General features: G+C 73.7%; 18 protein-coding genes and 1 pseudogene. 11 read left to right on the forward strand and 8 right to left on the reverse strand.

Annotated features, from left to right (window positions below; translation table 11 throughout):
- The first annotated feature begins 19 nt into the window (after positions 1 to 19).
- Complete coding sequence (gene galE / locus ACGFXC_RS01975; RefSeq protein WP_393708526.1) at positions 20 to 1,021, forward strand: UDP-glucose 4-epimerase GalE; 1,002 nt, start codon at positions 20 to 22, stop codon at positions 1,019 to 1,021.
- 34 nt (positions 1,022 to 1,055) lie between these two features.
- Here galE and ACGFXC_RS01980 read toward each other — a convergent pair whose 3' ends face one another.
- A complete protein-coding gene (locus tag ACGFXC_RS01980) occupies positions 1,056 to 1,934 on the reverse strand; it encodes a LysR family transcriptional regulator (RefSeq protein ID WP_393708527.1) in 879 nt (292 codons plus the stop codon).
- 95 nt (positions 1,935 to 2,029) lie between these two features.
- On the opposite strand from ACGFXC_RS01980, the gene ACGFXC_RS01985 reads away from it, so the two are divergent.
- The 6 genes from ACGFXC_RS01985 to ACGFXC_RS02010 all read left to right on the forward strand — a co-directional run bounded on the left by ACGFXC_RS01985 (position 2,030) and on the right by ACGFXC_RS02010 (position 8,563).
- Positions 2,030 to 2,734 (forward strand): succinate dehydrogenase, encoded by a 705-nt coding sequence (locus tag ACGFXC_RS01985; protein WP_393708529.1) that lies wholly within the window; start codon positions 2,030 to 2,032, stop codon positions 2,732 to 2,734.
- Positions 2,735 to 2,736: 2 nt separating this feature from the next.
- Positions 2,737 to 4,686, forward strand: a complete 1,950-nt coding sequence (locus tag ACGFXC_RS01990; protein ID WP_393708531.1) for a fumarate reductase/succinate dehydrogenase flavoprotein subunit — start codon at positions 2,737 to 2,739, stop codon at positions 4,684 to 4,686.
- Positions 4,683 to 5,423 carry a succinate dehydrogenase/fumarate reductase iron-sulfur subunit gene (locus ACGFXC_RS01995; RefSeq protein ID WP_393708532.1) on the forward strand — a complete coding sequence of 247 codons (741 nt, stop codon included), beginning with the start codon at positions 4,683 to 4,685 and terminating at the stop codon, positions 5,421 to 5,423. The genes ACGFXC_RS01990 and ACGFXC_RS01995 overlap by 4 nt, the downstream gene beginning before the upstream one ends.
- A 148-nt stretch (positions 5,424 to 5,571) precedes the next feature.
- On the forward strand, positions 5,572 to 6,222 hold the full coding sequence (locus ACGFXC_RS02000; RefSeq protein ID WP_393708534.1) for a hypothetical protein: 651 nt from the start codon (positions 5,572 to 5,574) through the stop codon (positions 6,220 to 6,222).
- Between the two features lie 124 nt (positions 6,223 to 6,346).
- Positions 6,347 to 7,543: a serine hydrolase domain-containing protein gene (locus ACGFXC_RS02005; protein WP_393708536.1), complete on the forward strand. Its 1,197-nt coding sequence runs from the start codon at positions 6,347 to 6,349 to the stop codon at positions 7,541 to 7,543.
- Between the two features lie 81 nt (positions 7,544 to 7,624).
- Positions 7,625 to 8,563: an NADP-dependent oxidoreductase gene (locus ACGFXC_RS02010; protein ID WP_393708538.1), complete on the forward strand. Its 939-nt coding sequence runs from the start codon at positions 7,625 to 7,627 to the stop codon at positions 8,561 to 8,563.
- A 16-nt stretch (positions 8,564 to 8,579) separates the two neighbouring features.
- Here ACGFXC_RS02010 and ACGFXC_RS02015 read toward each other — a convergent pair whose 3' ends face one another.
- The gene (locus ACGFXC_RS02015) at positions 8,580 to 10,979 is read right to left on the reverse strand and encodes an ABC transporter (RefSeq protein ID WP_393708540.1); all 2,400 of its coding nucleotides are present in this window, start codon (positions 10,977 to 10,979) and stop codon (positions 8,580 to 8,582) included.
- 17 nt (positions 10,980 to 10,996) lie between these two features.
- Positions 10,997 to 11,986 carry an MsnO8 family LLM class oxidoreductase gene (locus ACGFXC_RS02020; RefSeq protein ID WP_393708541.1) on the reverse strand — a complete coding sequence of 330 codons (990 nt, stop codon included), beginning with the start codon at positions 11,984 to 11,986 and terminating at the stop codon, positions 10,997 to 10,999.
- Positions 11,987 to 12,107: 121 nt separating this feature from the next.
- On the opposite strand from ACGFXC_RS02020, the gene ACGFXC_RS02025 reads away from it, so the two are divergent.
- Entirely contained in the window at positions 12,108 to 12,602 is a 495-nt protein-coding gene (locus ACGFXC_RS02025; RefSeq protein ID WP_393708543.1) for a hypothetical protein, read from the forward strand.
- A 64-nt stretch (positions 12,603 to 12,666) separates the two neighbouring features.
- On the opposite strand, the gene ACGFXC_RS02030 is transcribed toward ACGFXC_RS02025, so the two are convergent.
- Positions 12,667 to 12,882, reverse strand: a complete 216-nt coding sequence (locus ACGFXC_RS02030; RefSeq protein WP_362125265.1) for a dodecin — start codon at positions 12,880 to 12,882, stop codon at positions 12,667 to 12,669.
- A 164-nt stretch (positions 12,883 to 13,046) separates the two neighbouring features.
- On the opposite strand from ACGFXC_RS02030, the gene ACGFXC_RS02035 reads away from it, so the two are divergent.
- The 3 genes and pseudogenes from ACGFXC_RS02035 to ACGFXC_RS02045 form a co-directional block, all read left to right on the forward strand.
- Positions 13,047 to 14,312 carry an extracellular solute-binding protein gene (locus tag ACGFXC_RS02035; RefSeq protein WP_393708545.1) on the forward strand — a complete coding sequence of 422 codons (1,266 nt, stop codon included), beginning with the start codon at positions 13,047 to 13,049 and terminating at the stop codon, positions 14,310 to 14,312.
- Between the two features lie 143 nt (positions 14,313 to 14,455).
- Positions 14,456 to 15,277 (forward strand): GNAT family N-acetyltransferase, encoded by an 822-nt coding sequence (locus ACGFXC_RS02040; RefSeq protein WP_393708547.1) that lies wholly within the window; start codon positions 14,456 to 14,458, stop codon positions 15,275 to 15,277.
- A pseudogene (locus ACGFXC_RS02045) lies at positions 15,274 to 15,804 on the forward strand (lysophospholipid acyltransferase family protein); the annotation flags it as partial. The gene ACGFXC_RS02040 and the pseudogene ACGFXC_RS02045, both read left to right, overlap by 4 nt.
- A gap of 341 nt (positions 15,805 to 16,145) precedes the next feature.
- Here ACGFXC_RS02045 and egtD read toward each other — a convergent pair.
- The 4 genes from egtD to egtA are packed head-to-tail and all read right to left on the reverse strand — an operon-like array spanning position 16,146 to position 20,525.
- Positions 16,146 to 17,132, reverse strand: a complete 987-nt coding sequence (gene egtD, locus ACGFXC_RS02050) for an L-histidine N(alpha)-methyltransferase (protein ID WP_393708548.1) — start codon at positions 17,130 to 17,132, stop codon at positions 16,146 to 16,148.
- A complete protein-coding gene (egtC, locus tag ACGFXC_RS02055) occupies positions 17,129 to 17,887 on the reverse strand; it encodes an ergothioneine biosynthesis protein EgtC (protein WP_393708549.1) in 759 nt (252 codons plus the stop codon). The genes egtD and egtC overlap by 4 nt, the downstream gene beginning before the upstream one ends.
- Entirely contained in the window at positions 17,887 to 19,209 is a 1,323-nt protein-coding gene (gene egtB / locus ACGFXC_RS02060; protein WP_393708550.1) for an ergothioneine biosynthesis protein EgtB, read from the reverse strand. The genes egtC and egtB overlap by 1 nt, the downstream gene beginning before the upstream one ends.
- Positions 19,206 to 20,525, reverse strand: coding sequence for an ergothioneine biosynthesis glutamate--cysteine ligase EgtA (gene egtA, locus ACGFXC_RS02065; protein WP_393708551.1), 1,320 nt, complete (start codon positions 20,523 to 20,525; stop codon positions 19,206 to 19,208). Before egtA ends, egtB begins: the two co-directional genes overlap by 4 nt.
- Positions 20,526 to 20,570: the final 45 nt, after the last annotated feature.

Consider the following 20,570-nt stretch of genomic DNA (forward strand, 5'->3'; position numbering starts at 1 on the left):
GCCGACGAAAGGACGACCCTTGAAGGTACTGATCGCGGGTGGCGCCGGATTCATCGGCAGCACCGTCGCCTCGGCCTGCGCCGACCACGGCATCACCCCCGTTATCCTCGACAACCTCGCCACCGGCCGGCGGGAGTTCACCGAAGGGCGGATCTTCTACGAGGGGGACATCTGCGACGGCGCCCTGGTCGACCGGATCTTCGCCGAGCACCCCGACATCCGGACGGCCATCGACTGCGCCGCCCTCATCGTCGTCCCGGACTCGGTCGCGAACCCCCTCGGCTACTACCGCGAAAACGTCTCCAAGGGCATCCAGTTCCTGGAGCACCTCGTCCGGGGCGGCTGCCGCAACCTGCTCTTCAGCAGTTCGGCCTCGCTCTACCGGGCCGACCCCGAGGACTTCTCCGTCGACGAGGACTCCCCGGTCGAGACGCTCAGCCCGTACGCGCGGACGAAGGCGCTCTTCGAGACGGTCCTGTGCGACGTCGCCGCCTCCGGCGCGCTGGACGTCGTCTCCCTGCGCTACTTCAACCCCATCGGTGCCGATCCCCGTCTGCGCAGCGGACTCCAGATCAGGACGCCCACGCACGCCCTGGGCAAGATGATCGACGTCCATCACGCCCGGGAGACGTTCTCCCTCACCGGCACCGACTACCCGACGCGTGACGGCTCGGGGATCCGCGACTACGTCCACGTCTGGGACCTGGCCACCGCCCACGTCCGGGCCATCGAGCGGTTCGGGGCGATCACCCGGGAGCAGCCCTACCGGGTCGTCAACCTCGGCACCGGCCGGGGCACCACCGTCCGCGAACTCGTCACCGCGTTCGAGTCGGTCACCGGGGTGCCGCTCCCCGTCGTCGAGACCGCCCGCAGGCCCGGGGACTCCGCAGGTGCCTACGCCCGCGCCGAGCTGGCCGGGGAACTGCTCGGCTGGAAGGCCGAGTACTCCCTGGAGGACGGCATCCGCGATTCGCTGCGCTGGTACGACCGCCGTGACGAGGTGATCGGCGCCGGTGGCTGAGCCGGGCCCCGGGGGCTCGGGGTGGGGGGGAGGGTCAGTCGACGAGCATGCGCTTGAGCTCGCGTGCCGCGCGGGGCGGCGCCACGTCGGTGCGGTGGGCCAGGGCGATCGTGCGACGCAGCGGGGAGCCGGCGAGGCGGGTGGTGCGCAGGCCCGGATCGGCGTGGTCGACGACCATGGCCGGAACCAACGCGATGCCCAGCCCCGCCCGCGCGAAGCCCAGTACCGCGTCCATCTCGCCGCCCTCCACCGTGAACACCGGCTCGAAGCCCGCTGCCCGGCAGGCCGCCACGGTCAGGTCCCGCAGGTCGTAGCCGTGCCGGAACATCACCATGGGCTCGTCGCGCAGGTCCGCGATCGTCGGCTCCCGGCCTCCCGCCGGTGCCGGGAGCGCGGCCGACGACACCACGACCAGTTCCTCCGTCAGCAGCTCCACCGTCGTCAGGGCGGGCGCCGAGGGCGGCAGCGGCAGTGCGATCAGCGCCAGGTCCAGGGCCCCGCGCGCCAGTTCGCGCACCAGGTCCAGCGAACCGCTCTCCTCGATCAGCAGCTCGATCCCCGGGTGCGCCGTGTGGAAGGCCCGCAGTACGGCGGGCAGCAGACCCGTGCACACGCTCGGCGTCGCGCCCAGCCGCACCCGCCCCCGGCGCAGCTGCGCCAGCTCCTGGACCTCCAGCCGCGCCGTGTCCGCGTCGGCCAGGATCCGGCGGGCCAGTGGGAGCAGTGCCTCGCCCGCGTCGGTGAGCGCGATGTTCCCCCGGACGCGGCTGAACAGTTCGGCCCCCAGCTCCCGCTCCAGGGCCTTGATCTGCTGCGACAGCGAGGGCTGCGCCACGTGCTCGCGCTCGGCGGCGCGGGTGAAGTGCCGGGTCTCGGCGACGGCCACGAAGTAGACGAGCTGCTGGAACTGCATGCCCCCAGCGTAGGCCCGCCGATAGGGATTGCCTATCGCGATCAGCTCTTCCATGTCTTGGACCTTTCGGGACTTTGGTCCTTACGGTCAATGGCATGGCTCTGGCAACGCGGACGGATCGACGGCCGTCCACCTCACGCACCGTCTGGGACTCCACCGTCGGCAAGAAGTCCGTGATGGCCGTCTCCGGCCTGATCATGCTCGGCTACCTCGTCGTGCACATGCTCGGCAACCTCAAGATCTTCTTCGGTGCCGACGAGTTCAACGGCTACGCCCACTGGCTGCGCACCCTCGGTTCCCCCTTCCTACACCACGAGTGGGCCCTGTGGATCGTCCGCGTCGTGCTCGTCGCCGCCGTCGTCGCCCACGCGGTGTGCGCCTACCAGCTGAGCCGCCGCGACATCAGGGCGCGCCCGGTGAAGTACGTCCACAAGCGCCGCCGCGCGAGCTACGCCACCCGCACCATGCGCTGGGGCGGGATCATCCTCGCCCTCTTCATCGTCTGGCACCTCCTCGACCTGACCACCCTCACCGTCAACGAGCGCGCCTGGGCCGGTCACCCGTACGAGAACGTCCTGGCCACCTTCTCCACCTGGTACGGGAACACGATCTACATCGTGGCGATGGCCGCCCTCGGCCTGCACGTCCGCCACGGCTTCTGGAGCGCCGCCCAGACCCTCGGGGCGGGCCGCGCCCGGCGCGAGCGGACGCTGAAGTTCCTGGCCAACGCCCTGGCCCTCGTCCTCTTCGCGGGCTTCGTGTCCGTCCCCGTCGCCGTCATGACCGGAGTGGTGAACTGACCATGACCGAGTACGCCCACTACACCACCGGCGATCCGATCGCCGACACCAAGGCCCCCGGCGGCCCGATCGCCGAGCGCTGGGACCGCCGCCGCTTCGAGGCCAAGCTGGTCAACCCCGCCAACCGCCGCAAGCACCGCGTCATCGTCGTCGGCACCGGCCTGGCGGGCGGCGCGGCCGGGGCCACCCTCGCCGAGCAGGGCTACCACGTCGTCCAGTTCTGCTTCTCCGACTCCCCGCGCCGCGCGCACTCCATCGCCGCGCAGGGCGGCATCAACGCCGCGAAGAACTACCGCAACGACGGGGACTCCGTCCACCGGCTCTTCTACGACACCGTCAAGGGCGGCGACTTCCGCGCCCGGGAGTCCAACGTCCACCGGCTCGCCCAGATCTCCGTCGAGATCATCGACCAGTGCGTCGCCCAGGGCGTCCCCTTCGCCCGCGAATACGGCGGCCTCCTCGACACCCGCTCCTTCGGCGGCGTCCAGGTCTCCCGGACCTTCTACGCCCGCGGACAGACCGGCCAGCAGCTGCTGCTCGGCGCCTATCAGGCGCTGTCCCGGCAGATCGCCGCCGGCAACGTCGAGATGCACGCCCGCACCGAGATGCTCGACCTGATCACGGTCGACGGCGTGGCCCGCGGCATCGTCACCCGGGACCTGGTCACCGGCGAGATCGCCACCCACTACGCCGACGCCGTGGTCCTGGCCAGCGGCGGCTACGGAAACGTCTTCTACCTCTCCACCAACGCCATGAACTCCAACGCGACCGCCGTCTGGCGGGCGCACCGGCGCGGCGCCCACTTCGCCAACCCCTGCTTCACCCAGATCCACCCCACCTGCATCCCGCGCACCGGCGACCACCAGTCCAAGCTCACCCTGATGAGCGAGTCGCTGCGCAACGACGGCCGCATCTGGGTCCCCAAGGCGCAGGGCGACACCCGGCCGGCAGCCGAGATCCCCGAGCAGGAGCGCGACTACTACCTGGAGCGGATCTACCCCGCCTTCGGCAACCTCGTCCCGCGCGACATCGCCTCCCGCGCCGCGAAGAACGTCTGCGACGAGGGCCGCGGCGTGGGCCCCGGCGGCCAGGGCGTCTACCTCGACTTCGCCGACGCGATCCGCCGCATGGGCAAGGACAGCGTCGCCGAGAAGTACGGCAACCTCTTCGAGATGTACGAGCGGATCACCGCGGAGAACCCGTACGAGGTGCCCATGCGGATCTACCCGGCCGTGCACTACACGATGGGCGGGCTGTGGGTCGACTACGACCTCCAGACCACCGTCCCCGGCCTCTTCGCGATCGGCGAGGCCAACTTCTCCGACCACGGGGCCAACCGCCTCGGCGCCTCCGCGCTCATGCAGGGCCTCGGCGACGGCTACTTCGTGCTCCCCTCCACCATCAACGACTACCTGGCCCGTCACCCGCACCACGAGCAGGTCGACGACGGCCACCCCGAGGCCGCGGCCGCCGTCCGCGAGACCCGCGACTGCCTCGCCAAACTGCTCGCCGTCGACGGCGACCGCACGCCCGACTCCTTCCACCGCGAGATCGGTGAGCTCATGTGGGAGTACTGCGGAATGGCCCGTACCGAGGAGGGCCTGCGCAAGGCCCTCGCCCGGATCCCCGAGATCCGCGAGGAGTTCTGGCGGCGGATCAAGGTCCCCGGCCGCGGCGAGGAGTTCAACCAGTCGCTGGAGAAGGCCAACCGCATCGTCGACTACCTCGAACTCGCCGAGCTGATGTGCCTCGACGCCCTCCACCGCGCCGAATCCTGCGGCGGCCACTTCCGGGAGGAGTCCCAGACCCCGGACGGCGAAGCGGCCCGCCGCGACGAGGAGTTCGGCTACGCGGCCGCCTGGGAGTACCGCGGCACCGGAGCCGCACCCGTCCTGCACAAGGAAGACCTCGTCTTCGAGTACGTCCACCCCACCCAGCGGAGCTACGCATGAAGCTCACCCTGCGCGTCTGGCGCCAGCGCAACCCCGACGCCCCCGGCGCCATGGCCTCCTACGAGGTCGACGGCATCTCGAAGGACATGTCCTTCCTGGAGATGCTCGACACCCTCAACGAGGACCTCATCCTGCGCGGCGAGGACCCGGTCGCCTTCGACCACGACTGCCGCGAGGGCATCTGCGGCGCGTGCAGCCTCGTCATCAACGGCGACGCCCACGGCCCCGAGCGCACCACCACCTGCCAGCTCCACATGCGCTCCTTCGCCGACGGCGACACCATCGACGTCGAACCGTGGCGGGCCTCGGCCTTCCCCGTGGTCAAGGACCTCGTCGTGGACCGCGGCGCCTTCGACCGGATCATCCAGGCCGGCGGCTACATCACCGCCCCGACCGGATCCGCGCCCGAGGCCCACGCCACCGCCGTGCCCAAGCCCGACGCCGACTTCGCCTTCGAGCACGCCGAGTGCATCGGCTGCGGCGCCTGCGTGGCGGCCTGCCCCAACGGCTCCGCGATGCTGTTCACCTCCGCCAAGGTCAACCACCTGGGCGTGCTCCCGCAGGGTTCGCCCGAGCGCGAGACGCGGGTGCTGGACATGGTGGCCCGGATGGACGACGAGGGCTTCGGCGGCTGCACCCTGACCGGCGAGTGCGCGACGGCCTGCCCCAAGGGCATCCCGCTCCCGTCGATCGCCGCGATGAACAAGGAGTGGCTGCGGGCGGTCCGCAAGAGCTGACCACCCGCCCGCGCCGCCCCGCCGCCCTCGCCCCGCCGGCCCGCGGCGTCGGCCGATCGGCTGATCCGATCGGCCGACCGGGCGCTCGTGGGGGCGCTCCGCCGTGCCGCGCCCCCGACGCGCACCGCCCGTGCGGTTCAGTGGGCCCATGCCACAAGCCCACGCCGGGTCCGGACCGCGCCGACGCAGCGTGCTGGCCGCCGCCCTCGTACCCCTGGCGGCGGCCGGGTGCACCGCGGGGGAGGATCCCCGAAGCCCGGCGCCCGGGCCGCAGCCGTCCGCGAAGGACGCCCTCGTCATGGTGATCCGGCACGCCGAGAAGCCGTACGCCGGAGACACCGCCGAGGACGACGACGGCGTTCCGCACCCCGGCTCCCTCGCGGGCCGGGGCGTCCGCCGCGCCGAGGAACTGCACCGGCTGTTCGCGCCGGCCGACCACGCCCCGCTGCCCCGGCCCGCCGCGCTCTTCGCCACCGGCGGACCGGCGGGTGCCCCCGCCCGGTGCAAGCAGACCCTGGAACCGATGGCCGCCGCCCTGCGAATGCCCGTACGCGGTGAATTCGCCCTCGGCGGCGAGGCGGAGCTGGCGCGCGCCGTCCTGGAATGCCGGATGCCCGTCCTGGTCTGCTGGGAGCACACCGGCGTCCCCCGGCTGCTGCACGCCCTCGGCGCGGACCGGATCCTCGGGCTGCCCGCCGCCTGGCCCGACCGCTACGACCTCGTCTGGACCTTCACCCGCACCCGGGGCCACTGGGCCTTCCGCGAGCTCGCGCAGCACCTCCTGCCCGGCGACGCGTAGGAACCGGGGGTTGGCCCCACCGGGGCCCGGGTGGTGGCGGGATCGTCCGCCCCTGCCGTCCGGGAGATCGTTGGACGCACCACCTACCGGTGGCCGTCCCGAGGATCCCCCGAGGAGTTGGCCCGTGCGCGAGCAGTCATGGCAGAGGTTCCGTGGTACCGGACGGTGGCGGGCGGCAGGCCGGTACGGCCCCGCGCGGGCCGTGGCCGCGCTGGCCGTGGGCGCCGTCGCGCTGGGCATCCCGGCGCCGGCCGTCGCCCACGACGCCGGCCCGGGAGCCACCGCGCAGGCTCGGCCCGACGCAGTCCAGCGGGGGCTGAGCGACCTCGTACGCACCGACGGCCAGCCCGGCGCGCTGGCGGCCGTCGTGGACGGCAAGGGCCGCACCCGGACCTACACCGCGGGCGCCGGCGACATCAGCACCGGCGCGAAGGTGCCGGCCGACGGCCGGGTGCGGATCGGCAGCAGCACCAAGACGTTCACCGCGGTGGTCGTCCTCCAGCTCGTCGGGGAGGGCAGGATCGGCCTCGACACCAAGGTCGACACCCATCTGCCGGGCCTGCTCCGCGGCAAGGGCATCGACGGGCGGGACATCACGGTGCGCGAGCTGCTCCAGCACACCAGCGGACTCCCCGAGTACGAGGACCTCGTCGACGAGGACATCCTCGACGGCCGCCACCTCGACCCCCGCGACCTCCTCGACCGGGCGCTGCGGCGCGAGGCCGCCTTCGCCCCCGGGACGGGCTGGGCGTACAGCAGCACGAACTACGTGGTGGCCGGACTGATCGTCCAGAAGGTCACCGGGCGGCCGCTGGCCGAGGAGATCGACCGGCGCGTCATCAAGCCCGCCGGGCTGCGCGACACCTACTTCCCCGCCCCCGGCGAGAAGGGCATCCGCGGACCCCATCCGCACGGCTACCGGCGCGAGGCCCCGGGCGGCCCGCTGCGCGACGTCACGCGGATCGATCCCTCCGGGGCCTGGGCGGCCGGCCAGATGGTCTCCACCAACGCCGACCTCAACCGGTTCTTCACCGCGGTCCTGGACGGCAGCCTCCTCAAGGAGCCCCAGCTCACCCAGATGCGCACCACCGTCCCCATCGGCGACACCGGCGCCGGCTACGGACTGGGGATCATGAGCAGGCCCCTGTCGTGCGGCGGCGTCTACTGGGGCCACGGCGGCGACATCGCCGGGTTCGAGACCCGCGGCGGGGTCACCGAGGCGGGCCACCGCGCGGTCGCCATCGCCGTGACCAGCGTCCCGCCGGACGGGCCGCCCACGAAGCACCTGGAGGTGCTCGTGGACACCGCCCTCTGCGGCTGAGCGGGGCGGAGCCGGTCACACCGCATGGGCCGAGGGCGAAACCGGTTCCCCCGCATGATCATCGGACTCAGAATGATCACCATGACGACGACACGAGTGATCACGCAGCAGACCATCGGCGGAGCCGGCGTACTGGAACTCGCCGAGGTACCGCTCCCCGCCCCGGGCCCCGGTGAGGTGCTGGTCCGGGTGCGGGCGACCGGAATGAACCCCGCGGACTGGAAGGTCCGCATCGGCAAGGTGGACTTCTTCGGGCCGCCGCCCTTCGTCCTGGGCCACGAGTTCAGCGGCACGGTCGAGGCCGCCGGCGACGGCGCGACCCGGTTCGCGGCGGGCGAGGAGGTCTACGGATGGACCGTCCCGCCCCACGGCAGCCACGCCGACCACGTGGTGGTGCCCGAGGACCGCATCGCGCCCAAGCCGCGCACGCTGGACCACGTCGGCGCCGCGGCCCTGCCGATCTCGGGCTTCACCGCCTACCAGGCCCTGGTCACCCTCTCCGACGTGCGGCCCGGTCAGCGGGTGCTGATCCACGGCGCGGCCGGGGGAGTCGGTCACCTCGCCGTCCAGATCGCCAAGGCCCGGGGCGCGTACGTGATCGGCACCGCCCGCGCCGCGAAGCACGCCTACCTGAAGGGACTCGGCGCCGACGAACTGATCGACTACACGGTGCGGGACTTCTCGGAGCTGCGCGGCATCGACATGGTGCTGGACACCATCAGCAACGACTACGGCCCGCGTTCCCTGCCCACCCTCGAACCGGGCGGCATCCTGGTCGACGTCGTCGGAGTCGGCGTGGACCGCACCGAGGTGACCGCCCGCGCGGCCGAACTCGGCGTACGTTTCGTGGAGTTCTTCCTCGAACCCACTCCCGCCGTGCTGACCGCCTTCGCCGAGCTCGTCGACACCCACGGGGTGCGTCCCACGATCTCCGAAACCCTCCCGCTCACCGAGGCCGCCACGGCGCACGAGCTCAGCGAAACCGGCCGGGTCCAGGGCAAGATCGTCCTCGTGCCCTGACGGATGCCCGGACGGCCTAGGCCAGAGCCCGGGCCAGGTAGGGGGCCGTGCGCGAGCCGGCGCAGGCGGCCACCTCGGAGGGCGGGCCGCAGGCCGTGACGCGGCCGCCCTCCGTGCCGCCGCCCGGGCCCAGGTCGATGACCCAGTCCGCGCCGGCCACCACCTCCATGTCGTGTTCCACGACCACCACCGAGTGCCCCGCCTCCACCAGCCCGTGCAACTGCGCCAGCAGCACCCGCACATCGGCCGGGTGCAGCCCCGTCGTCGGCTCGTCCAGCAGGTACAGGGTGTGGTCCCGGCGCAGCCGCTGCAGCTCCGTGGCCAGCTTGATGCGCTGCGCCTCGCCGCCCGAGAGCTCCGTCGCGGGCTGACCCAGCCGCAGGTACCCCAGACCGATGTCCGCCAGCGCCCGAAGGCTGCGCTCCGCCGCCGGGACCCCGGCGAAGAACTCCGCGGCCGCCTCCACCGTCAGGCCCAGCACCTGCGCGATGTCCAGCCCGCGGTAACGCACCTCCAGCGTCCCGGGGGCGTACCGGGCGCCCCCGCACGCGGGGCACGGCGCGTACGTACTGGGCAGGAAGAGCAGCTCGACCGAGACGAAGCCCTCGCCCTGGCAGGTCTCGCAGCGGCCCCCCGGCACGTTGAAGGAGAACCGGCCCGCCTTCCAGCCGCGCGCCTTCGACTCCGGCAGCGCCGTGAACAGCCTGCGCACGACGTCGAACAGCCCCGTGTACGTGGCCAGGTTGGAGCGCGGGGTGCGCCCGATCGGCTTCTGGTCCACCTCCACCAGACGGCGCACCGGGAAGTCCGGCTCCGCCAGCCGCCCGGCGACCTCCCGGGCCAGCACCTCGCCGACCAGCGTGGACTTCCCCGAACCCGACACCCCGGTCACCGCCGTGAACACCCCGAGCGGGAACCGCGCCGTGACGCCGCGCAGGTTGTGCCGCTCGACGCCCGCCAGCCGGACCCATCCGGTGGCCGTTCGCGGCTGCCGGGGTCCGTCCGCCGGGGGCTCCGCGAACAGGTGGCGGCCCGTCGCCGAGTCCGCCACGTCCGCCAGCCCGCGCGGCGGCCCGCTGTAGAGCACCCGGCCGCCGTGCTCCCCGGCCAGCGGGCCGACGTCCACCAGCCAGTCCGCGTGCCGCACCACGTCCAGGTCGTGCTCCACCACGAACACGGTGTTCCCGGCCGCCTTGAGCCGGTCCAGTACGCCGAGCAGCGCCTCGGTGTCGGCCGGGTGCAGCCCCGCCGACGGCTCGTCCAGCACGTACACCACCCCGAACAGCCCCGACCGCAGCTGCGTGGCCAGCCGCAGCCGCTGGAGTTCGCCCGCCGACAGCGTCGGGGCGGTCCGGTCCAGGCTCAGGTAGCCGAGCCCGAGCTCCACCACCGGCCCGATGCGCGCGCGCAGGTCCTCGGCGAGCACCCGGCCGGCCTCCCCCTCGGGCCGGGTCCGTGCGAGTACGTCGTCCAGCTCGGTCAGCGCCACCCCCGCGAGCTCGGCGATGGTGCGGCCGGCGAAGGTCACCGCGAGGGCCTCCGCACGCAGCCTGCGTCCCCCGCACACCGGGCACGGAGCGTCGGTGAGGAACTTCTCGGCGCGCGCCCGCAAGGTGGCGCTCTTGGTGTCCGAGAAGGTCCGCATGACGTAGCGGTGCGCGCTCATGTAGGTGCCCTGATAGGGCCGCTGGATCCGGTTCGCTTCGCGCACCGGGTGCACCGTGACCACCGGCTGCTCCTCGGTGAACAGGATCCACTCGCGCTCCGCGGCCGGCAGCTCCCGCCAGGGCCGGTCCACGTCGTGCCCGAGGGCGTCCAGCACGTCCCGCAGGTTCTTGCCCTGCCAGGCTCCGGGCCAGGCGGCGACGGCCCCCTGACGGATCGACAGCGAGGGGTCGGGGACCAGCAGTTCCTCGCTGGTGCGGTGGACGCGGCCGAGGCCGTGGCAGGAGGGGCAGGCCCCGGCGGCGGTGTTGGGGGAGAAGGAGTCCGAGTCCAGGCGCGGCGCGCCCGGCGGATAGGTGCCGGCCCGGGAGTACAGCATCCGCAGGGAGTTGGAGAGCAGGGTCACCGTGCCCACGGAGGAACGCGAGCCGGGGGAGGACCGGCGCTGCTCCAGCGAGACGGCGGGCGGCAGCCCGGTCACCGAATCCACCTTCGGGGCGCCGATCTGGTGGATGAGCCGCCGGGCGTACGGGGCGACCGACTCGAAGTAGCGGCGCTGGGCCTCCGCGTAGAGGGTCCCGAAGGCGAGGGAGCTCTTCCCCGATCCGGAGACGCCGGTGAAGACGGTCAGTGTGTCTCGCGGGATGTCCACGTCGACCCCGCGCAGGTTGTGCTCCCGGGCGCCCCGCACCCGTACGCGGGGGTCGACGGCGTCGGGTCCGGAGGCGTAATCATCGGCGGAGTGGCGCATTCGCCCCAGTTTAGGCCCTACGCGAGTCCGGCGATCCGGGCCAGCCCGGCGAAGCTCTCCAGCAGTGCCGTGCGGTCGTGGGTGGAGGTGGTGACGAGCAGCTCGTCCGCGCCGGTGGTCCGCGCGATCAGCCCGAGCTCCGCCGCGACCTGCTCCGGCGTACCGGCGACGTGCCCGGTCAGGCCTTTCTCGTAGAGCTCCCGCTCCTTCGGCGTCATCTCCAGCGCCTCGACCTCCTCGGCCGGGCGCAGGGGCGGGAAGCTGCCCCGGGTGCGGGAGTGGGCCAGGGCCCAGGCCTCCGGGACCAGGATCCGCCGGGCGGCCTCCTCGGTGGCGGCGACCGCGACGGTCCCGGACAGCACGACGTACGGCTCCGCGCCCCAGGAGGAGGGCCGGAACTCCTCGCGGTAGCGGCCGATGACCTCCGCCGTCCGGGCGCGGGCGCGCAGGTCGCCCACCACCAGCGGCAGCCCGGCGCGGGCCGCGATCCCGGCGCCCTCGCCGGTGGCCAGCACGAAGGGCGGGATCCGCAGGCCCTCCGCCGGGCGGGCGTGCACCTCGGGGTGGGCCCGCTGGGTGCCGTCGAGCCAGCCCAGCAGTTCGGCGAGCTGCTCCTCGAAGCGGTCGGCGTCGGCGGTGTCGCTGCCCAGGGCCCGGCGGATGCCGCCGGTGAAGCCGACCGAGCGGCCGAGGCCCATGTCGATCCGGCCGGGGAACAGCGCCTCCAGGACCCCGAACTGCTCCGCCACCACCAGCGGCCGGTGGTTGGGCAGCATCACCCCGCCGGTGCCGACCCGGATCCGGCGGGTGGCCGCGGCCACGGCGGCGGCCAGGACGGTCGGTGCGGAGCCCGCGACGCCGGGCACGCTGTGGTGCTCCGACACCCAGAACCGGTGGTAGCCGAGTTCGTCGGCGGTCCGGGCCAGCTCCACGGTGTCGCGCAGGGCCTGCGGGGCGGGGTGGCCCGTGCGGGTGCGGGACCGGTCGAGGATCGAGATCTTCTGCATCACACTGCTGTCAACGCCCGGCGGGGGCGATGATTCCCCGGCCGGGGCCCCGGCCGTCCGCCGCCGGGCGCGCGTCCCGCGCTTCTGGTCCGGTGTCACGGGCAGCGCCTACGCTGCCGTCATGACCGCGCGCGCACCCCGGCCACCCCTGGCCGTCTTCGACATCGACAACACGCTGGCCGACACCACCCACCGCCAGCACTTCCTGGAAGGCCGGCCCCGGGACTGGGAGGGCTTCTTCGGCGCGGCCCCGGCCGATCCGCCGCTGGCCCGCGGCATCGCGCTGGCGGTGGAGAGCGCGGCCGACTGCGAGGTCGTCTACCTGACCGGCCGCCCGGAGCGCTGCCGGGCGGACACCGCGGACTGGCTGACGCGGCACGGCCTGCCCGAGGGCCGGGTGTGGATGCGCGGCGACCGGGACCGGCGCCCGGCCCGGCTGACCAAGCTCGAGGTGCTCCAGCGCATCGCCCGCGGCCGGGAGGTCCGGATGCTCGTGGACGACGACGAGCTCGTCTGCCAGGCCGCCCGCGCCGCCGGCTTCCGCGTGGTCCTCGCCGACTGGGCGGCCGAGGCGCCGGAGCTCAAGTCCGCGCAGGAGGGCGAAGGCCGCACCTGAGGACCGCGCGCCCGGCGCCGCGTTCCGGGAGCCGTGCCGCCCCCCGGGAGCGCCGCTCAGTCGCTCACTCCTCGCCGTCGAGGCGGAAGCCCACCTTCAGGCCCACCTGGTAGTGCGCGACCTCGCCGTTCTCGATGTGCCCGCGCACCTGCGTGACCTCGAACCAGTCCAGCGCGCGCAGGGTCTGGCCCGCGCGGGCGATCCCGTTCCTGATGGCCTGATCGATCCCGTCGGGCGAGGTGCCGACGATTTCGGTCACCCGGTAGGTGTGGTTGGACATGGGGGTCTCCCGCCAGTCGTCGCTGTTGCCTTGTTCCACGGTGCCCCAGTAAGGCCGGGTCCGCGAACTTTGCGTGAACAGTCCCGGGAGAAAGGGGGTTGACCCACCCATTGGTCTATGCCAATTTCAAGCCATCTGAGATCCATCCCCAGAAGGTGACCCTCGTGAAGATGCGCTTCCTCGCCATGTGCACGGCCCTTGCGGCGGCCGCCGCCCTCACCGCCTGTGGCAGCCAGTCGGCCGGATCCGGAGGGGGCTCCGAGAAGGTGACCCTCTGGCTGATGAAGGGCAGCGCCTCCGACGACTTCATCGCCAAGTTCACCGCCGACTTCGAGAAGCAGCACCCCGGCATCGACCTCGACGTACGGATCCAGGAGTGGAAGGGGATCGGCGACAAGGTCAACGCCGTGCTGTCCGGCAAGGCCAAGGACGGCGCCGACGTCATCGAGGTCGGCAACACCCAGGTCGCCCAGTACGTAGAGACCGGCGGCCTGTCCGAGCTCACCCTCGAAGGCCTGCGCAGCTGGGGCAGCAAGGACTGGCTGCGCGGCCTCTCCGATCCGGGCAGCGTCAACGGGGCCCAGTACGGCGTCCCGTGGTACGCCGCCAACCGGGTGGTCATCTACAACAAGGAGCTCTTCACGGGCGCCGGGATCAAGACGCCGCCCAAGACCCGCCAGGAGTGGATCTCCGACACCCAGAAGCTCGACAAGGGAGACCAGCAGGGCATCTACCTGCCCGGCCAGAACTGGTACGTCCTCGCCGGGTTCGTCTGGGACGAGGGCGGCGAGCTGGCCGTCGAGACGAGCGGGCAGTGGGTCGGCGCGCTCGACGACGAGAAGGCCCTGGCCGGCATGGACTTCTACAAGCAGCTCCAGGCGCTCGGCGACGGCCCCAAGGGTGCCGACGAGGAGACGCCCCCGCAGTCCGAGGTCTTCGCCCGCGGCCAGGTCGCCCAGATCATCGCCCCGCCCGGCCAGGCCGCGCAGATCGAGGCGGCCAACCCCGCGCTCAAGGGCAAGCTCGGCTTCTTCCCCATCCCCGGCAAGACCGCCGAGAAGCCCGGGGCCGTCTTCACCGGCGGCTCCGATCTGATCATCCCGGAGAAGACGAAGCAGCGCGCCCGCGCCGTCGACCTGATCACCGCCCTGGTCAGCGAGAAGTGGCAGACGGAGCTCGCCCGCACCATGAGCTACGTCCCCAACAAGACCACCCTCGCCCACGTGGTCGACGGCAACGACGGCGCCGCCGCGATGGCGCCCGGCGCCGCCCAGGGCCGGGCCACCCCGAAGTCCGCGCGCTGGGCCGAGGTCGAGGCCAAGAACCCGATCAAGCCCTACATGACGGCCGTCCTGAACGGCCAGGACGCCAGGCAGGCCGCGAAGACGGCCTCGGACACGGTGAGCAAGGTGCTCAGCTCCGACCGCTGAGCACCCCCGTCCGCCGAGTTCAGCGTCCGCACATCCGAGGGCCGCTGAGCGGTCATGTCGAATCCAGCCGGTCACGGAAGAAGTAAAGGAGCCGGGCCCGCCCACCTGCGGCCCGGCCCCATGTGCCCGGATCAGGAGCAGCCATGACCATCGCACCCCTGTCCCCGTCCCCCCTCGCACCTCCCGCCGCGTCCCCCCTCGCACCGCCCGTCCCGTCGGCCCCGGCCACCCCGTACGCCCCCCGGTACGCCGTCCGCCTCGCCCGCGACGAGAACGAGGTGCGGGCCGCCCAGCGCCTGCGCCACCAGGTCTTCGCCGGCGAGCTCGGCGCCCGCCTCGACGGCCCCGAGCCCGGCCTGGACACCGACTCCTTCGACGCCTACTGCGACCACCTCCTCGTCCTCGACGAGGAGACCGAGCAGGTCGTCGGCACCTACCGGCTGCTGCCCCCCGAGCGCGCCGCCGTCGCCGGGCGCCTGTACTCCGAGGGCGAGTTCGACCTGTCCGCCCTCGACCCGATCCGCCCGGACCTGGTCGAGGTCGGCCGCTCCTGCGTGCACCCCGACCACCGCAACGGCGCCGTCATCGCCCTGATCTGGGCCGGGCTCGCCCGCTACATGGAGCGCTCCGGGCACAACTGGCTCGCCGGCTGCTGCTCGATCCCCCTGGCCGACGGCGGGGTGCTGGCCGCCGCCACCCGGGAGAGCGTACTGGCCCGCAGCCTCGCCCCGCAGGAGTACCGCGTCACCCCGCACCTGCCCTGGAGCCCCGAGGGCGTCGCCGTCCCCGGACGCATGGAGCTGCCGCCCCTGCTGCGCGGATACCTGCGCCTGGGCGCCTGGGTCTGCGGGGAGCCCGCCCTCGACGCCGGGTTCGGTTGCGCCGACCTGTACGTGCTGCTCTCCCTGCGCCGGACCAACCCCCGCTACCTGAACCACTTCCTCTCGCTCGCCCCGGGCGCATGAGCGCCTGGCTGCCCACGGCGCCCTGCACCCCGCAGCAGTGCGCCGCCCACCCCGGACGGATCGCGGCCGTCCCGCGCGCGGTGCTCCGGCTCGCCACCGCCCTCGCCCTGTTCCTGCTCGCCGTCCCGGCCGCCGCGCCCGTCCGGCTGCTCCCGGCGGGCCCCCGCCGCGCCCTGGTCCGGGCCTGGTCGACGGCGCTGCTGCGGGCGCTGGGCATACGGATCACCGTGCACGGGACCCCCGGCGACGACGGGGGCCGGCTGATCGTCGCCAACCACATCTCGTGGCTGGACATCCCCCTCGTCACCGCCGTGCTGCCCTGCCGGATGCTGGCCAAGAGCGAGATCGGCGCCTGGCCGGTGCTCGGCGGGCTCGCCGCCCGCGCCGGCACCCTGTTCATCGAACGCGACCGGATCCGGGCCCTGCCCGACACCGTCGCCACCGTCACCCGGGCGCTGCTGGCCGGGGACCGGGTGACCGTCTTCCCCGAGGGCTCCACCTGGTGCGGACGGGCCCAGGGGCCCTTCCGGCGGGCCGCCTTCCAGTCGGCGCTGGACGCGCGGGTCCCCGTACAGCCGGTGCGGCTGCGCTACCGGCTGGCGGACGGGGAGGCCGCGGGGGCGCCCGCCTTCGTCGGGGACGATCCGCTGACCGCCTCCCTGTGGCGGATCGCCCGGGCCCGCGGGGTGCACGCCGAGGTGTGGCTGCTGCCGCGGATCCCGCCGGGCCGTCACCCGGACCGGCGGGACCTCGCTCGGGCGGCCCGGCGGGCCGTCCTCGGCGGGCAGGACGAAGCGCGCGAGCGGCACCCGCTGGGGGGCGTACCCGCCCAGCCGCGCCCCTCAACGGTGGTGCGGGTGCCGCTGCGTCAGCCGGTGACGGAGTCCGCCACGCCGTCGGCCACCGACAGGGACAGCGCGAAACGTCCCTCCGCGTCCGTCCACCAGTGGGACAGCTCCAGCCCGGCCCCGGCCAGTTCCCTGCGGACGCCCTCCTGACGGAACTTCGCCGAGATCTCCGTCAGGATCTCCTCGCCCTCCTCGAACGGAACGGCGAGGTCCAGCGCCCTGACCTTCACCGTCACCGCCCGCGTGGCCCGCAGCCGCATCTCGATCCACTCGTGCTCCCGGTTCCACACCGCCACGTGCGTGAAGTCGGCGGTGTGGAAGTCCGCCCCCAGCTCCCGGTCGATCACCGCGAGCACGTTCTTGTTGAACTCCGCCGTCACCCCCCGGGCGTCGTCGTACGCCGCCACCAGCACGCCCTCGTCCTTGACCAGGTCCGTGCCCATCAGCAGGGCGTCCCCCGGCGAGAGCATGGCCCGTACCGACGCCAGGAACAGGGCCCGCTCGGGCGGCAGCAGGTTGCCGATCGTGCCGCCCAGGAACACCACCAGCCGCGGACCCGCCGACTGCGGCAGCCGCAGCGGCCTCGTGAAGTCCGCCAGCAGCGCGTGCACCCGCAGGCCCGGATGCTCGGCCAGCAGGGCCTCGGCCGCACCGGTCAGCGCGCTCTCGCTCACGTCCACCGGTACGTACGTCTCCAGCGCGGGCAGCGCCTCGATCAGGTGCCGGGTCTTCTCCGAGGAGCCGGAACCCAGCTCCACCAGGGTGCGCGCCCCGGTCACCGCCGCGATCTCCTGGGCCCGTTCCAGCAGGATCTCCCGCTCGGCGCGGGTCGGGTAGTACTCGGGCAGCCGGGTGATCTCCTCGAAGAGTTCACTGCCCCGGGCGTCGTAGAACCACTTGGGCGGCAGCTCCTTCGGGGAGCGGGTCAGCCCGCTCAGCACGTCGGTGCGCAGCGCCGCGTCGGCGGCGTGCTCGTCGAGGGTCCGGGTCAACTGGAAGTCGTTCACGCAGCGGTCTCCTTGAGCGGGGTCAGGGCGACCCGGGCGGGGGTGGCGGTCAGCAGGGTCCGGTCGGGCACTTCGCACCAGCGCGGATCGTCGTCGTACGGCTCCGACGCCACCACCACCTGGCGGGCGGGCGGATCGGCGAGGTACCACAGGGAATCGCCCCAGGCGGTCGCGGCGATGGCCGTGCCGTCGGTCAGCAGCAGGTTCAGCCGGGATCCGGGAGCGGCGCCGGCCAGCTCGCGGACCGGCTCCGCCAGGGCCGTGCCCAGGTCGTCGCCGCCGCGCAGCCGGTGCAGCACCAGCGCCCATACGAACGCCGAGTCGGTGCGCGCGGCCAGCTGGAGCAGCTCCTGCGGCGGCAGGGCGGCGGCGGGCTCCGCCATCGCGTCCGGCCAGTCCCGCAGGGCCCCGTTGTGGCTGAACAGCCAGGGCCCCGAGGCGAAGGGCGCCGCGGCCGCCTCCCCGTCCGGCCCGGCGAAGGTGGCGTCGCGGACGGCGGCCAGGAAGGCCCCGCTGCGCACCACGCGGGCGAGGTCGGCGAAGCCCGGATCCCCCCAGAGCGGCCGGTCGCGCCGGTAGCGCGCCGGGACCGGATCGCCCTCGGCGTACCAGCCGACGCCGAAGCCGTCCGCGTTGACGGTGCCGTGCCGCTGCCGGCGCGGCGCCCAGGACTGCCGCACCAGGGCGTGCCCGGGCTCGCTGAGCAGCCGCCCCAGCGGTACGGGCGGTCCCAGGTAGGCGAGGTGACGGCACATCAGGCGTCACCCGCCGTACGGAACCCGGCGAAGATCTGCCGCCGCACGGGCAGGTCCCAGTTGCGGAACGTGCCCCGGCAGGCGACCTGGTCCACGGCGAAGGAGCCGCCGCGCAGGACCTTGTGCTCCGGCCCGAAGAACACCTCCGAGTACTCGCGGTACGGGAAGGCGCGGAAGCCCGGGTACGGCAGGAAGTCCGAGGACGTCCACTCCCACACGTCGCCGATCAGCTGACGCACCCCGAGCGGGGAGGCGCCGGCCGGGTAGCCGCCCGCGGCGGCCGGGCGCAGGTGGCGCTGGCCCAGGTTGGCGTGGGCGGGGGTGGGGTCGGCGTCGCCCCACGGGTAGCGCCGGGAGCGGCCCGAGACCGGGTCGTGGCGGGCGGCCTTCTCCCACTCGGCCTCGGTGGGCAGGCGCCGGCCCGCCCAGCGGGCGTACGCGTCCGCCTCGTACCAGCTGACGTGGAGCACCGGCTCGTCGGCGGGCACCGGCTCGGTCACCCCGAAGCGCCGGCGCAGCCACTGCCCGCCCTCGCGCGTCCAGAACAGCGGGGCGCCGATGTCGTGGGCGCGGATCTGGTCCCAGCCCTCGGCGGCCCACCAGCGGCGCTCGCGGTAGCCGCCGTCGGCCATGAAGGCCTGGAACGCGGCGTTGGTCACCGGGGCCGTGTCGATCCGGAAGGCGGGAACCTCCCGGACGTGCGCGGGCCGCTCGTTGTCCAGCGACCAGGGCTCGGCGGAGGTGCCCATGGTGAACGGCCCGCCCGGCACCAGGACGTCGGCGCTCTCCGGCGGCGGCCCCTGCGGCGGACCGGGGTCCGGCGCGGTCAGGACCGGCCCGCCCGAACGCAGTTGATGGGTGATCAGCATCGTTTCGTCGTGCTGCTGTTCGTGCTGGGCGATCATTCCGAAGACGTAGCCCCCGTCGAGCAGGGCCGTGCCCTCCAGCGGGGTGCGCTCCAGCAGGTCGAAGACGCGTCCGCGGACCTCGGCCGCGTAGCCGCGGGCCTCGGCGGGCCCCAGCAGGGGAAGCTTCGGACGCTCCGAACGGGGATGCTCGAAGGCGTCGTACAGCGGGTCGATCTCGGGACGCATCGACGCGCGGCCGGCCACGTTGCGCAGCAGCCAGAGCTCCTCCATGTTGCCGATGTGCGCCAGGTCCCAGACCAGCGGCGACATCAGCGGGGAGTGCTGCGCGGTCAGGTCCGGGTCGTCCACGGCGTCGGTCAGCGCCGCCGTGCGGGCGCGCGCCGCGGTCAGGGCGGCGACGGCCCGCTCACGCAGCGGTCCGGTGCCGGTCTCGGGGTGGGTCTCGGTGGTCACGGGCGCTGTCCCTTCCCGGCGGGGTGCAGGAGTGGTTCGTGTTCCCCGGAATCGTCGGCCGGGCAGCGGCCGCGCCGTACGTAGCGGTCGGTGAAGGACTCGACGGCGTCCCGCACGCGCGTGCTCGCCCCGAGCCGGGGCAGTGCCTCGCCCGCCGCCCGGAAACAGGCCGTGGCGGCCGTGCGCAGCTCCGGATCGGCCAGGCCGGTCCGGGCGGCCGTGTGCCACAGGGCGTTGCGCGGGGCGCGCGCGGACCCGTAGCCGTCGGTCAGGGCCTTCACCGACCGGTAGGCGGTCTCGGCGGCCTCCGGATCGTCGAAGAGCGCGTGCGTGACCGCCGTCGGGACCAGCCAGCCGTCCTCGCCCGGCTGCGCGTCGATCATGCGCAGTTCCAGGTGGCCGCGCGGCCGGACCGGCGGGAAGAGGGTCGTCAGGTGGTAGTCGAGGTCCTCGGCGGTCGGCGGCCGCAGGCCGTGGTGGGCACCGCCGGTGCGCACCCAGTCGCGGAAGGTCAGCCCGCGCGGCACCGTCCAGGGCCCGTCCGCGTCGGCCCGTACGCACATCACCTCGGTGTCCAGCGCGTGCCGGGTCCAGGCGGCGCGGGGTTCGCCGTCCAGCGGCGGGGCGAGGGAGCGGCGCGTGTCGAGGTCGTTCCAGATGCCCTGCCGCGCACACCGCCAGCCCCGGTACGGGCCTTCCCGCGCGGGGGAGTTGGCGAAGGCGGCCACCAGGACCGCGCCCAGCAGGTGCGCGAGCCGCCAGCGCCGGCCGTAGCCGAGCGGGCCGGGCTCCTCCTGTCCGGCGTCCACGCAGACCTGTACCGAGGCGGAGGCGCGCATCATGGCCCGCCCGGCGGGACCGGTCCGGTCGAAGTAGGTCTCCATGGCCTCGTAACGCGGGCTGTCCAGCAGCCGGCGCAGCGGGCGGCGCGGATCCCGGCCGAGCCCGCGCAGGACCAGCCCGCGCTCGCCCAGCGCGGCGCGGACCGCGTCCAGGTCGGCCTGGAGGCCGTCCACGCAGTCCGTGAGGGAGCCGGCCGGGGCCGAGCTGAGCTCCAGCTGGCCGCCCGGTTCCACGGTGAGGCAGGAGCGCAGGGACAGTGCCCGGGCCGCCTCGTGGCCCGCGGCGAGCCGCTCGGGCGCGAGCGGCAGCCAGGGCCGTTCCGCGTCGAGCACGAGCCATTCCAGCTCCGCGCCGAGGAGCCGGGGCGGGCCGGTCTTGAAGCAGATGCCGTGGACCAGGTCCTCGGCGCCCGCCTCGGTGAGGGCCTCGTGGGCCCGGTCCCGTGCGGGTGGAGCGGGTACGTCCTCGGTCATGACCGGAACCTCGTCTCCTGTCGTCGGCCGTGATGTCACCCGTGC

The organism is Streptomyces sp. NPDC048507 (genome assembly GCF_043199995.1).
Lineage (GTDB): Bacteria > Actinomycetota > Actinomycetes > Streptomycetales > Streptomycetaceae > Streptomyces.